This is a genomic window from Pseudomonas sp. FR229a (assembly GCF_030209115.1).
In the GTDB taxonomy this organism is placed as follows: domain Bacteria; phylum Pseudomonadota; class Gammaproteobacteria; order Pseudomonadales; family Pseudomonadaceae; genus Aquipseudomonas; species Aquipseudomonas moraviensis_A.
The window spans coordinates 59260-72549 of sequence record NZ_JARVSP010000007.1; the positions used below are offsets into that span (position 1 = coordinate 59260).

The 13290-nt window shown below is 60.6% G+C and carries 14 protein-coding genes; 5 read left to right on the forward strand and 9 right to left on the reverse strand.

The genetic code is table 11. From position 1 onward, the window contains the following. Positions 1–3 precede the first annotated feature (3 nt). On the forward strand, positions 4–1902 hold the full coding sequence (gene cysN / locus QRN33_RS06310; RefSeq protein ID WP_285407596.1) for a sulfate adenylyltransferase subunit CysN: 1899 nt from the start codon (positions 4–6) through the stop codon (positions 1900–1902). Between the two features lie 171 nt (positions 1903–2073). Here cysN and yihG read toward each other — a convergent pair whose 3' ends face one another. The 3 genes from yihG to QRN33_RS06325 are packed head-to-tail and all read right to left on the reverse strand — an operon-like array spanning position 2074 to position 5457. Continuing rightward, positions 2074–2979, reverse strand: a complete 906-nt coding sequence (yihG, locus tag QRN33_RS06315) for a 1-acylglycerol-3-phosphate O-acyltransferase, YihG family (RefSeq protein ID WP_285407598.1) — start codon at positions 2977–2979, stop codon at positions 2074–2076. Continuing rightward, positions 2980–5079: a phosphate acetyltransferase gene (pta, locus tag QRN33_RS06320; protein WP_285407599.1), complete on the reverse strand. Its 2100-nt coding sequence runs from the start codon at positions 5077–5079 to the stop codon at positions 2980–2982. A gap of 51 nt (positions 5080–5130) precedes the next feature. Next, positions 5131–5457 carry a DUF3565 domain-containing protein gene (locus QRN33_RS06325; RefSeq protein WP_065615798.1) on the reverse strand — a complete coding sequence of 109 codons (327 nt, stop codon included), beginning with the start codon at positions 5455–5457 and terminating at the stop codon, positions 5131–5133. Here QRN33_RS06325 and QRN33_RS06330 point away from each other — a divergent pair. The 3 genes from QRN33_RS06330 to QRN33_RS06340 all read left to right on the forward strand — a co-directional run bounded on the left by QRN33_RS06330 (position 5426) and on the right by QRN33_RS06340 (position 7816). Further along, positions 5426–5911 (forward strand): FKBP-type peptidyl-prolyl cis-trans isomerase, encoded by a 486-nt coding sequence (locus tag QRN33_RS06330; RefSeq protein WP_016771661.1) that lies wholly within the window; start codon positions 5426–5428, stop codon positions 5909–5911. The genes QRN33_RS06325 and QRN33_RS06330 overlap by 32 nt on opposite strands. A gap of 123 nt (positions 5912–6034) precedes the next feature. Further along, positions 6035–6517 carry a glutathione peroxidase gene (locus QRN33_RS06335; protein WP_042607643.1) on the forward strand — a complete coding sequence of 161 codons (483 nt, stop codon included), beginning with the start codon at positions 6035–6037 and terminating at the stop codon, positions 6515–6517. Positions 6518–6712: 195 nt separating this feature from the next. Next, positions 6713–7816 carry an NADH:flavin oxidoreductase gene (locus tag QRN33_RS06340; protein WP_285407601.1) on the forward strand — a complete coding sequence of 368 codons (1104 nt, stop codon included), beginning with the start codon at positions 6713–6715 and terminating at the stop codon, positions 7814–7816. A 127-nt stretch (positions 7817–7943) separates the two neighbouring features. Here the strand turns inward: QRN33_RS06340 and QRN33_RS06345 are convergent, their stop codons facing one another. Both QRN33_RS06345 and cysZ read right to left on the reverse strand, forming a co-directional pair. After that, positions 7944–9143 carry a glycosyltransferase family 4 protein gene (locus QRN33_RS06345; RefSeq protein ID WP_285407602.1) on the reverse strand — a complete coding sequence of 400 codons (1200 nt, stop codon included), beginning with the start codon at positions 9141–9143 and terminating at the stop codon, positions 7944–7946. 40 nt (positions 9144–9183) lie between these two features. Beyond that, positions 9184–9936 (reverse strand): sulfate transporter CysZ, encoded by a 753-nt coding sequence (gene cysZ / locus QRN33_RS06350; RefSeq protein WP_042607646.1) that lies wholly within the window; start codon positions 9934–9936, stop codon positions 9184–9186. Positions 9937–10250: 314 nt separating this feature from the next. On the opposite strand from cysZ, the gene trxB reads away from it, so the two are divergent. Then, complete coding sequence (gene trxB / locus QRN33_RS06355; protein ID WP_042607647.1) at positions 10251–11213, forward strand: thioredoxin-disulfide reductase; 963 nt, start codon at positions 10251–10253, stop codon at positions 11211–11213. 190 nt (positions 11214–11403) lie between these two features. Here the strand turns inward: trxB and QRN33_RS06360 are convergent, their stop codons facing one another. From QRN33_RS06360 to folM, 4 genes are all read right to left on the reverse strand, one after another. After that, entirely contained in the window at positions 11404–11742 is a 339-nt protein-coding gene (locus QRN33_RS06360; protein WP_285407603.1) for a HopJ type III effector protein, read from the reverse strand. Next, positions 11735–12031 (reverse strand): DUF1244 domain-containing protein, encoded by a 297-nt coding sequence (locus QRN33_RS06365; RefSeq protein WP_056782977.1) that lies wholly within the window; start codon positions 12029–12031, stop codon positions 11735–11737. The genes QRN33_RS06360 and QRN33_RS06365 overlap by 8 nt, the downstream gene beginning before the upstream one ends. A gap of 95 nt (positions 12032–12126) precedes the next feature. After that, the gene (gene folX / locus QRN33_RS06370; protein ID WP_016771653.1) at positions 12127–12498 is read right to left on the reverse strand and encodes a dihydroneopterin triphosphate 2'-epimerase; all 372 of its coding nucleotides are present in this window, start codon (positions 12496–12498) and stop codon (positions 12127–12129) included. Between the two features lie 72 nt (positions 12499–12570). Next, entirely contained in the window at positions 12571–13281 is a 711-nt protein-coding gene (gene folM / locus QRN33_RS06375) for a dihydromonapterin reductase (protein ID WP_083354234.1), read from the reverse strand. Between the last annotated feature and the right edge of the window lie 9 nt (positions 13282–13290).

The following is a 13290-nucleotide window of genomic DNA, read 5'->3' on the forward strand; positions in this document are numbered from 1 at the left end:
GTCATGTCGCACGCATCTGATTTGATCAGCGAGGACATCCTCGCCTACCTGGGCCAGCACGAACGTAAAGAGCTGCTGCGCTTTTTGACCTGCGGTAACGTCGACGACGGCAAGAGCACCCTGATCGGGCGCCTGCTGCACGACTCGAAGATGATCTACGAAGATCACCTCGAAGCGATTACCCGCGACTCGAAGAAATCCGGCACTACCGGTGACGACATCGACCTGGCGTTGCTCGTCGACGGTCTGCAGGCCGAGCGTGAGCAGGGCATCACCATTGATGTGGCCTACCGCTATTTCTCTACCGCCAAGCGCAAATTCATCATCGCCGACACCCCCGGCCATGAGCAGTACACCCGCAACATGGCCACCGGTGCATCCACCTGTGACCTGGCGATCATTCTGGTCGATGCCCGTTACGGCGTGCAGACCCAGACCCGTCGCCACAGCTTCATCGCTTCGTTGCTGGGCATCAAACACATCGTCGTCGCCATCAACAAGATGGACCTGAAGGACTTCGACGAAGGCGTGTTCGAGTCGATCAAGGCCGATTACCTGAAGTTCGCCGAAGGCTTGAAGATGAAGCCGACCAGCATGCACTTCGTGCCGATGTCTGCCCTCAAGGGCGACAACGTGGTGAACAAGTCCGAGCGCTCGCCGTGGTACACCGGCCAGTCGCTGATGGAAATTCTCGAGACTGTGGAAGTGGCGGGCGATCGCAATTTCACCGACCTGCGTTTCCCGGTGCAGTACGTCAACCGTCCGAACCTGAACTTCCGTGGTTTCGCCGGCACTCTGGCCAGCGGCATCGTGCACAAGGGCGACGAGGTCGTGGTGCTGCCGTCCGGCAAGAGCAGCCGGGTGAAGTCCATCGTCACGTTCGAAGGTGAGCTGGAACACGCAGGTCCCGGTCAGGCGGTGACGCTGACCATGGAAGACGAAATCGACATCTCCCGTGGCGACCTGCTGGTGCATGCCGACAACGTGCCGCCGGTCACCGACAGCTTCGAAGCGATGCTGGTGTGGATGGCCGAAGAGCCGATGCTGCCGGGCAAGAAATACGACATCAAGCGTGCCACCAGTTACGTGCCGGGCTCGATTGCCAGCATCGTCAACAAGGTCGACGTCAACACCCTGGAAGAAGGCCCGGCGAGCGCGTTGCAGCTCAACGAAATCGGCAAGGTGAAGATTGCACTCGATGCACCGATCGCCCTCGACGGTTACGAAAGCAACCGCACCACCGGCGCATTCATTGTCATCGATCGCCTGACCAACGGCACCGTTGGCGCCGGCATGATCGTCGCTCAGCCAGTGGCTCATGGCACCGCCACGCACCACGGCAAACTGGCTCACGTGGCAACTGAAGAACGTGCCCAGCGCTTCGGCCAGCAACCGGCCACCGTGCTGTTCAGCGGCCTGTCCGGTGCGGGTAAAAGCACCCTGGCGTATGCGGTCGAGCGCAAGCTGTTCGACATGGGCCGTGCGGTGTTTGTACTGGATGGCCAGAACCTGCGTCACGATCTGAACAAAGGTCTGCCACAGGATCGCGCCGGCCGCACGGAGAACTGGCGTCGTGCTGCACACGTGGCGCGTCAGTTCAACGAAGCGGGCCTGCTGACATTGGCCGCCTTCGTTGCGCCGAGCGCTGAAGGTCGCGAGCAGGCCAGGGAACTGATCGGCAAGGATCGCTTGCTGACGGTCTACGTGCAGGCCTCGCCAACCGTATGCGCCGAACGTGATCCGCAAGGTCTGTATGCCGCTGGCGGCGACAATATCCCTGGCGAATCCTTCCCCTACGACGTGCCGCTCAACGCCGACCTGGTGATCGACACGCAGTCGCTGAGTCTGGAAGAAAGCGTCAAGCAAGTGCTGGAGCTGTTGCGTCAGCGTGGCGCCATATAAGCGTTAGCGCCAAATAAAAAGCCCGCCGATGAGCAATCATCGGCGGGCTTTTTTATTCGGGCCAGCTCGGTCAATTGTAGGAGTGAGCCTGCTCGCGATAGCGGTGTGTCATTCAACAATGGTGGCGGCTGATCCACCGCTATCGCGAGCAGGCTCACTCCTACAGGGGGCTCAGTGTTTGGGCGGATACTCGCGGTGCATCTGCTCCAGCAACGCATCCTTGTCCAGCCACAGCTGATTGATCCAGCCCTGAAACTGCAAACGGTACTCGCCGTCCTGGTCGTAGTTCTTGCCGATGAAGGCCGGCGGGATTTTGATTTCTTCAAAATGCACCACCACATCGCGCACGTTGCCGCAGAGCAAATCCCAGAACCCCGGACGTCCGGCCGGGTAATGAATCGTCACATTGACGATCGACTCCAGCTGTTCGCCCATCGCATCGAGCACAAAGGCGATCCCGCCAGCCTTGGGCTTGAGCAAATACTTGAACGGCGACTGCTGTTGCGCATGCTTGCCTTCGGTAAAGCGTGTGCCTTCGACGAAGTTGAAAATCCCCACCGGGTTATGCCGGAATTTTGCGCAGGTCTTGCGCGTGGTCTCCAGGTCCTTGCCTTTCTTCTCCGGATGCTTTTCCAGATACGCCTTGGAGTAACGCTTCATGAACGGAAAGCCCAGCGCCCACCAGGCCAGACCGATCACCGGCACCCAGATCAGCTCCTGCTTGAGGAAAAATTTCAGCGGCTGAATCTTGCGGTTGAGCACGTATTGCAGGACCAGAATATCCACCCAGCTCTGGTGGTTGCTGGTGATCAGGTACGAGTGCTGATAGTCGAGACCCTGCAGGCCGCTGATGTGCCAGCGGGTGCCCCGTACCAGATTCATCCAGCCCTTGTTGTTGCTGATCCACGCCTCGTGGGTGTGGCTCATCAGCCAACCGGCAATGCGCTGGGTAAAGGCAAACGGCAGGGCCTTGACCAGCGCCACGCAGAACAGGAACGAGCAGAGCAGAATCGTGTTGAGCGCCAACAGCAGCGAGGCGATCACGCCGCGCACGGGTGCGGGTAGAAAATCCAGCATTTACACATCCATAGGTCGGTTGGCGGCTTGAATCGCGGTGAGCGCGATGGTGTAGACGATGTCATCGACTTGCGCGCCGCGCGGCAAGTCGTTCACCGGTTTGCGCAGGCCTTGCAGCATCGGCCCGAGGCTGACGCAATCGGCGCTGCGTTGTACGGCTTTGTGCGTGGTGTTGCCGGTGTTGAGATCGGGGAACACGAACACCGTGGCGCGTCCGGCGACCTGACTGTTCGGCGCCAGTTGCCGGGCGACGTCGGCGTTGGCCGCAGCGTCGTATTGCAGCGGGCCGTCGATCAACAGTGAGTTTTGTTGCTCATGGGCGAGCAGGGTCGCCTCGCGGACTTTTTCGACTTCTTCACCGCGGGCCGATTCGCCGCTGGAATAACTGATCATCGCCACCCGTGGGATGATGCCGAATGCCGCTGCTGAATCCGCGCTTTGCAGGGCGATCTCCGCCAGTTCGGCAGCGCTCGGGTGCGGGTTCATCACGCAGTCGCCGTAGACCAGCACTTCTTCCGGAAACAGCATGAAGAACACTGAAGACACCAGCGTACAGCCCGGCGCGGTCTTGATCAGTTGCAGGGCCGGGCGGATGGTGTTGGCGGTGGTGTTGATCACCCCGGACACCAGCCCGTCGACCTCATCCAGCGCAAGCATCATGGTGCCGATCACCACGGTGTCTTCCAGTTGCTGCTCGGCCATCGGTGCGTTGAGGCTTTTGCTCTTGCGCAGGGCGACCATCGGTTCGACGTAGCGTTCGCGGATGTGGTCCGGGTCGAGAATTTCCAGACCCGGCGGCAGCACGATGCCTTGGGCGCGGGCGACCGCTTCGACGTCTTCGGGTTTGGCCAACAGCACGCAGCGGGCGATCCCGCGTTCCTGGCAGATCGCCGCCGCTTGCACGGTGAACGGCTCGCTGCCTTCAGGCAGGACGATCCGCTTGTTCGCCGCCTGCGCACGCTGGATCAATTGATAACGGAACACCGCTGGCGACAGGCGCATTTCCCGTGGCGTGCCGCAGCGCTGGTGCAGCCAACTGGCGTCGAGGTGGCTGGCGACGAAGTCGGTGATGATCTCCGCGCGCTCGCGGTCATCGATCGGGATTTCCTTGTTCAGGCCATTGAGCAGGTTGGCGGTGTCGTACGAGCCGGTGCTCACCGACAACACCGGCAAACCGGCCTGCAACGCGCCCCGGCACAGGTCCATGATGCGTGGGTCGGGCAGGGTGTCGCTGGTCAGCAGCAGGCCGGCCAGCGGCACACCGTTGATGGCTGCGAGGCTGACAGCGAGGATGATGTCGTCGCGATCACCCGGCGTCACCACCAGCACGCCGGGCTTGAGCAGCTCGACGGTGTTGCGCATGGTTCGTGCGCAAATGATGATTTTGCTCATGCGCCGGGTTTCGTAGTCGCCGGCATTGAGCACCTGCGCGCCCATCAGGTCGGCGACGTCGCGGGTGCGCGGCGCGTTGAGTTCCGGCTGGAACGGGATGCAGCCGAGCAGGCGGAAGTCACCGCTGCGCAGCAACGGCGAATGCTCCTTCAGACGCGTAGCGAAGGCGTCCATGCTCTCATCGGTCCTGACCTTGTTGAGGATCACGCCGAGAACTTTCGGATCTTTCGGGCCGCCGAACAATTGCGCTTGAAGCTCGACCCGACCAGAGAGCTCGGCGAGCACTTCGTTTTCCGGCGCCGAGACCAGAATCACCTCGGCATCCAGGCTCTTGGCCAGGTGCAGATTGACCCGCGCGGCGTAACTGGCGCTGCGAGTCGGCACCATGCCTTCGACCACCAGCACATCCTTGCCGACAGCCGCCTGCTGATACAGTGCGATGATTTCTTCGAGCAACTCGTCGAGCTGACCGTCACCGAGCATGCGCTCGACATGCGCCAGGCCCAACGGTTGCGGCGGTTTCAAACCGTGGGTGCGTGCCACCAGTTCGGTGGAACGCTCAGGGCCGGTGTCGCCCGGGTGCGGCTGGGCGATCGGTTTGAAGAAGCCGACTTTGAGGCCGGCGCGTTCAAGCGTGCGCACCAGCCCGAGGCTGATGGAGGTCAGACCCACGCCAAAATCGGTGGGTGCGATAAAAAAAGTTTGCATGGGAATTCTCTATGCAAGGGTGTCAGCCTATGTCTGGCCGACTACCGAAATTCAGTCGCCAAGGTTAGCGCTAACCGAGCCCTGTGCACACCAACCGCAGGCAAAGGGTTGACCTGTTTTTTCAATACGTTGCGCCGGATCCAGGACCCAGGCGCGGGTTTGCCATGGTGGCTGGTGGCGCAGGTGCTGGGTGTGGCCACAGGAAAGCTCGACCACCCAGTGGCCGTCTTCGTCCTGATGGAAGCCGGTGATGGTCGAAACCCGTTTGTCCGGGTTGTGGTCGCTTTCACGCGATTGCTTCGCTAAACTTGGCCTTTCTATATTCTTCTGCAAAAGGTCTCGCCCCATGCTGATCGCCGCCAATAAGGCTGTCTCCATCGACTATACCCTGACCAACGACGCTGGTGAGGTCATCGACAGCTCCGCCGGCGGCGCTCCGCTGGTTTACCTGCAAGGCGCAGGCAACATCATCCCGGGCCTGGAAAAAGCCCTGGAAGGTAAAGCCGTCGGTGACGAGCTGAAAGTGGCCGTTGAGCCGGAAGACGCTTACGGCGAATACGCCGCCGAGCTGGTCAGCACCCTGAGCCGCAGCATGTTCGAAGGCGTTGACGAGCTGGAAGTCGGCATGCAGTTCCACGCTTCGGCGCCGGACGGCCAGATGCAGATCGTCACCATCCGTGATCTGGACGGCGACGACGTCACCGTTGATGGCAACCACCCTCTGGCCGGTCAGCGCCTGAACTTCGAAGTGAAGATCGTTGATATCCGTGACGCCAGCCAGGAAGAAATCGCTCATGGTCACGTCCATGGCGAAGGTGGCCATCACCACTGATTTTCTGCGCTAAGCTTCGAGTACTGGAGAGGCGCCTGTGGGCGCCTTTTTAGTCCGCGGCTGTCCTTGGTGGCCTCGCCAAGTGGCTGTTTCGAGTAGAACACGAGAATCCTGGAGTTCGGCATGAGTGCTTTTCACGACCTTAAGTTGACAGCCCTGGATGGTCAGGAGCTACCGCTGGCGCCGTTCAAGGGCCAAGTGGTGCTGGTGGTCAACGTGGCCTCCAAGTGCGGCTTGACCCCCCAGTACGCAGCACTGGAAAACCTCTATCAGCAATACAAAGACCAAGGTTTTACCGTGCTGGGCCTACCGTGCAATCAGTTTGCCGGTCAGGAGCCGGGCTCTGAGAAAGAAATCCAGGAGTTCTGCAGCCTCAACTATGGCGTGACGTTTCCGTTGTCGAGCAAGCTCGAAGTCAACGGCCACGAGCGGCATCAGTTGTATCGCCTGCTGGCGGGTGAGGGCGCCGAGTTTCCCGGTGACATCACCTGGAATTTCGAGAAATTCCTGCTCGGCAAGGACGGCCGGGTGCTGGCGCGGTTTTCGCCGCGAACGGCGCCGGATGATCCGACCATCGTGCATGCGATTGAAAAAGCGCTGAGCTGAAAAGCATGATCAAAAGATCGCAGCCTTCGGCAGCTCCTACAGGGGGACCACAAACTCCGTGTAGGTGCTGCCGAAGGCTGCGATCTTTTGCTTTTCATTCTTTTAATCCTTAATCACCAAAATCAATAATGCTGTTCAAAGGCTCCGGCTCTCCATATTATCGCCGTCATAAAGCGATCGCCATGGAGCCTCCCGATGCCTGTTCAAGCCCTGTTCAAACCATTCCACCTCGGTGCCCTCGAACTGCCGACCCGCGTGGTCATGGCGCCAATGACCCGCTCGTTCTCGCCGGGCGGCGTGCCCAATTCCAAGGTCATCGAGTACTACCGTCGGCGCGCGGCGGCTGGCGTCGGTTTGATCATCACCGAAGGCACGACGGTGGGCCACATCGCTTCCAACGGATATCCGAATGTTCCGCAATTCTTCGGTGACGCGCCGCTGGCCGGCTGGAAAAAAGTCGTCGACGCCGTACACGCCGAGGGCGGCAAGATCGTCCCGCAACTGTGGCATGTCGGCAGCGTACGCCGCCTCGGCACCGAGCCGGACGCCAGCGTGCCGGGCTACGGCCCGTCGGAAAAACTCAAGGATGGTCAGGTCGTGGTTCACGGCATGACCAAACAGGACATCCAGGACGTGATCGTTGCGTTTGCCCAGGCTGCCAAAGATGCGCAGAGCATCGGCATGGACGGCGTGGAAATCCACGGCGCCCACGGCTATCTGGTCGATCAGTTCTTCTGGGAAGGCAGCAACCAGCGCACCGATGAATACGGTGGCAGCCTGGCCAACCGCTCGCGCTTTGCCATTGAATTGATTCAAGCCGTGCGCGCGGCCGTCGGTGACGGCTTCCCGATCATCTTCCGGTTCTCGCAATGGAAACAGCAGGATTACACCGCGCGTCTGGTGCAGACCCCCGAAGCACTGGGCGAATTTCTCAAGCCGCTGTCCGACGCCGGCGTAGACATTTTCCACTGCTCGACCCGACGTTTCTGGGAACCGGAGTTCGACGGATCCGATCTGAACCTGGCCGGCTGGACGCGCAAGTTGACCGGCAAGCCGACCATCACCGTCGGCAGCGTGGGGCTGGACGGCGAGTTCCTGCAGTTCATGGTCAACACCGACAAGGTCGCGCAACCGGCCAGTCTGGAAAACCTGCTGGAGCGTCTGAACAAAGAGGAATTCGATCTGGTGGCGGTAGGCCGTGCGCTGCTGGTCGATCCGGACTGGGCGCAGAAAGTTCGTGAAGGGCGCGAGCAGGATATCCTGCCGTTCAGCCGAGAGGCGTTGATGACCTTGGTCTAAGCGGCGCCAGTTCGAACCATTCGCGAGCAGGCTCGCTCCCACCCTTGATCGCATTTCATATGACGGAATGCGGTGCCCATGTGGGAGCGAGCCTGCTCGCGAAAGCTGTTTTTATGTCGACGAAAATCTAAGGTTGTGTCTGCGCCCGAGGAATCGCTTGCTCCCCGATACAAGCCCCGCGCAAATACCCCTCGAACTGCTCGATAATCGCCGCCCATCCTTGGCGACTGCCATGCTGACGCGCATTCAGCCGCACGCAACGCAAGCGCTCATCCTCTTCCAGCAACCACGCCGCCGCTTCGCAAAACGCCTGCTCATCGCCGGGCATGGCTGACACGCCGTTGTAGCCGTGGCGAATATGTTGCGCCGCCGCTGCCTGGTCGTACGCCACCACGCCGAGTCCCGAAGCCAAGGCTTCCAGCACAACGTTGCCGAAGGTTTCCGTCAGGCTGGGAAACACGAAAAGATCACCGCAAGCATAGTGCGCCGCCAGTGCTTCTCCACGCTGAGCACCGCAGAAAATCGCGTCCGGCATTTGTTTTTCCAGCACTGAACGCTGCGGGCCATCTCCGACCACGATCAGTTTCAAACGGCGCTGTGGATAGGTTTCCCGCAGGGTGTCAAAGCAACGCTTGAGCAGTCCCAGATTCTTCTCCGGGGCGAGTCGTCCTACGTGAATCACAGCGATATCCTGCTCGGACAGTCCCCATTGCTCACGCAACGCGTTCTGCCGTTTGCTCGGATGGAACAGCTGGCTGTCCACTCCCCGCGATAACAACGCCAATCGCTCGAAGTGCCGGCGCTCCAGCTCCAGGCGTTGGCTGACGCTAGGCACCAGGGTCATTGCCGAACGATTGTGAAACCAGCGGAGGTAGTGGGTGAGCAAACGTGTCAGCAGCTCCAGACCATACTGGCTGGTGTATTGTTGAAAGTTGGTGTGGAAGCCGCTGACGACCGCAATCCCCAGGCGCCGCGCGGCGCGCAATGCCGACAACCCGAGCGGGCCTTCGGTGGCTATATAGAGAACGTCCGGACGCTGGCGTTTCCAGCGGCGCAGCAATTTATGCATCGACGACTGGCCCCATTGCAGCCCCGGATAGCCCGGCAGCGGCCATCCGCGACACAGCAACAGCGCATCGTCTTGGCTGCGCTGCGGATCACCGGCCTGACGTGGGCGCACCAGCTCCACCCGATGCCCGCGCGCGCGCAAGCCCTCGCACAAGCGGCCAAGGGTATTGGCCACGCCGTTGATTTCTGGTGGGAAGGTTTCGCTGATGAGGGTGATGTGTAGAGCTGTCGTCATGACCTCAGTGTCGGCTGAGGCCATGTCGACGTTGTGACGTTCGGATGACGGATTTGTGACGCGATCAGTGTTGTATCACCAGATTCTCGGCACCACGCTCGCGCACCCAGAACAACGTCGCTCCCGCCACCGCTGCCGGCATCATCAGAATGTTGACCACCGGAATCAGCAGCACCAGATAGACAATCCCGCCAAAACTCATGCTCTGCCAGCGCTTCTGGCGCAGCCAGGCAAGCATCTCGTTCCAGCCCAGTTTGTGGTTGTCCGCCGGGTAGTCGATGTACTGGATCGCCATCATCCACACACCAAACAACAACCACAGCGGCGCGGCGACGATGTTCACTACCGGGATAAACGAGAGGATGAACAAGCCGATGGCGCGCGGCAGGAAGTAGCCGAGCTTGCGCATTTCCCGGGCCAGAGTGCGGGGGATCATTGCGATCAGTTCGCCCCAGCTGAACGCCGGGAAATCATCGGTGCCGCGCACGACCACTTCGACTTTTTCCGCGAGAAAACCGTTGAACGGTGCGGCAATGATGTTGGCGAGCATGGTGAACGTGAAGAACACCATCAAGGCCACGAGGACCACGAACAGCGGCCACAGAATATAGCTGAGGAAACTCAGCCATTCAGGCAACGACGGCATCAGCGTGTCGACCCACAGGCTGAACTGGTGGCCGGCCAGATAGATCAATCCGACGAACAGCACCAGGTTGATCGCCAGCGGCAGCAACACGAACAGGCGCAAGCCCGGGCTCAAAACCAGTTTGAGGCCTTCGCGCAGGTATTGCGGGCCGGACAGAACGGGGGCGGGCATAAGGTGCTCCGAAGCTAGGGAAAACGCGCCGACGTTACCGGCTTTGTCGCAGCGGCGAAAGCGTGGCAGAGCGATCGACATTCACTGTAACAAAGACGCTCATCTGGTCAGCGACTCGGCATAGAGACCACCTATGAGCTGGATTGTTAAACCGTATTTCCTTAATCTTGCCCCCCTCGATACGCTGCACTCAACTTTTTACAGGACTGTCGAGTTCAAGCCTTCCCCAAGGTGTCCACGGTCCTTTTTTATTCCGCCGGCAGTCCGGCGTCCGCGCCAGAGATCTTTCATGGCCGGCCAACAGGAGCAGATTCATGTCTGAAGTCCGTCATTCGCGAGTGATCATTCTCGGTTCCGGCCCTGCCGGTTACAGCGCTGCGGTCTACGCGGCCCGCGCCAACCTCAAGCCACTGCTGATCACCGGTATGCAGGCTGGCGGTCAGCTGACCACCACCACCGAAGTCGACAACTGGCCGGGCGATGTTCACGGCCTGACCGGTCCGGTGCTGATGGAGCGCATGCGCGAGCACGCCGAGCGTTTTGAAACCGAGATCGTGTTCGATCACATCAACGCCGTGGACTTTGCAGCCAAGCCGTACACCCTGACCGGCGACAGCGCCGTCTACACCTGCGACGCGCTGATCATTGCCACTGGCGCCAGCGCCCGCTACCTGGGCCTGCCGTCGGAAGAAGCGTTCATGGGCAAAGGCGTGTCGGCCTGCGCGACATGCGACGGTTTCTTTTATCGCAACAAACCGGTCGCCGTGGTTGGCGGTGGCAACACTGCCGTGGAAGAAGCGCTGTATCTGGCCAACATCGCCAGCACCGTGACCCTGATCCACCGTCGCGAAACCTTCCGCGCCGAGAAGATCCTGATCGACAAGCTCAACGCCCGTGTGGCCGAAGGCAAGATCATCCTCAAGCTGAACGCCAACCTGGACGAAGTCCTCGGCGACAACATGGGCGTCACCGGTGCGCGTCTGCGTAACAACGATGGCAGCTTCGACGAGATCAAAGTCGACGGCGTGTTCATCGCCATCGGCCACACCCCGAACACGTCGCTGTTTGAAGGCCAGTTGACCCTCAAAGACGGTTACCTGGTGGTGCACGGTGGCCGTGAAGGCAACGCAACGGCCACCAGCGTCGAAGGCATCTTCGCTGCCGGTGACGTGGCTGACCACGTTTACCGTCAGGCGATCACCTCGGCCGGTGCCGGTTGCATGGCGGCGCTGGACACCGAGCGTTACCTGGACGGCCTGCAGAACGCCACGTTCTAAGACCGCAGGGCACAAAAAAACCGGCCAGAGATTGGCCGGTTTTTTTACGCTCGCTATTCACCGCCACCACCTATCCAGTGTGGGAGCGAGCCTGCTCGCGAAAGCGGTGTATCAGTCGACATCAACGATAATGTCAGTCCGTCTTCGCGAGCAGGCTCGCTCCCACAGGGGGTATGGGTGGCTGTTGGGATCATCGGCGGGTCAGGGGTGGCGCGGTGAATTTCACCCCGGCCAGGCCGTGCTTGATCAACGCGCGGATGTTGCCGTGATCGCTGCCCTCAGGCGTCGCCAGCACCGAACGGTAATGCTCGCCGAACGCCAGCAACGCTTCTTCATCGTTCAAGCCTTCCAGCAGGGCCAGCCCCAGCGTCTTGCACGAACCTTCGTTTTGCCCGGCAGCGTTTTCCACGCCCCCATTGTTGAACGCCTGAGGCTGGTAGTCGTAACCGGCGGCAATGAATGCGAGGGTGTCGGCAAAAGCGTGTTCGCCGCTCTTGAGGCTGGCGCGCAGGGTGGTCAGATCAGTCATTGGGTTTTCCTTTGGCAAACGCCGCTTGCTGTTCGGCGCTGGCTTCTTGCTGGTATTGGGCCTTCCACTCGGCGTAGGGCATGCCGTACACCACTTCGCGGGCGTCATCGAGGCTGACCTCGATCTGACGTTGGTCGGCTTCAGCCTTGTACCACTTGGACAGGCAGTTGCGGCAGAACCCGGCGAGGTTCATCAGGTCGATGTTCTGCACGTCCTTGCGGCTGTCGAGGTGAGCGACCAGTCGGCGGAAGGCGGCGGCTTCGAGTTCCAGGCGTTGTTGATCAGTCATGGGAGTCTCTGCGAGACAGCTTCAAGCGGCAAGCTTCAAGCTGCAAGATGGGTGTCGGTGAACGAAGTTTACAGCTTGCGGCTTGAAGCTTGTAGCTAGCGGCTTGCCGCGAGCGTGATCGATACCGACTCGGCAAAGCGCAGCGCGTGGGGTTTATCGACTTCGACTTCGGCGTACAGCACCGATGCATTGGTCATCACCAGATCGAGCAATTCTTGCGTCAGGCGTTCGAGCAGCGCGAAGCGGTTGCCTTCGACGTGAGCGATGATCGCTTTGGTGATGGTGCGGTAATTCAGCGCGTGGTCGATATCGTTGTCGCGCACCGCTTCTTGAGCTGCGTACAGGATGGTCAGGTTGATCAGCACATCCTGTTTGTTGAGGATTTCGTCCTCGTTGATGCCGATAAAGGTGCGCAGGCGCAGATCCTTGACCCGGATGCGCGCCATTCCCGGTTGAAGTTGTGGCATTGATTAGCTCCGTCCAGACTATTGCAGGCGTTCTGGTGGATCTTACTCGACTCGCGGCCGAAGCGGGACGGCCTATTTGACGTGCCGGCCGCCGTTGACGGTGAGCGTCGTGCCGGTGACATAGGGATTGTCGAGCAGATAGCGCAGGCTCTGGTAGATCACTTCGCTGCCGGGCTCGATCCCCAATGCAGATTTGGCCAGTGCCTTGGCGCGGTAGGCGGCGTCGTCGTCGGGGTTGAACAGCACCAGTGCCGGAGCGATGCCGTTGACCTTGATGGCGGGCGCAAAGCGCGCGGCAAACGACAGGGTCAGGCTGTCGAGGCCGGCCTTGCTGGCGCAATAACCGATGTGTTTGCTGCTGCCCTTGCGGGTCACGTCGTCGCTGATGTGGATGATGTCGGCTGGCGCCGAGCGCTGCAGCAACTCGGCGCAGTGCAGGTTGATCAGATAGGGCGCGAGCATGTGAATGTTGAGCATGCGACTGAAAGCTTCAGCTTCGCTGCCCTGGGTTTCCGCCAGCCATTCGGAGGCGTTGTGCACGATCGCGCGCAAAGTGTCGGTGTGGGCTTTCAGCACTTCGATAAAGGCAAGAATCCCGGGCTCACCGGAAAAATCCGCGTACAGGCCTGTCGCGCCCAGATCGCGCAATCGCTGCACGCCCGGGCGTTCGGTCCGGTACGTGAAGATGACCCGATGGCCATCCTCCAGCAGGCGCTGCGCACAGTGCAGACCGACACGCTGGCCTGCGCCGGTGATGAGGATCGGGGCTGCGGAATCTGGCATGGGCGGCTC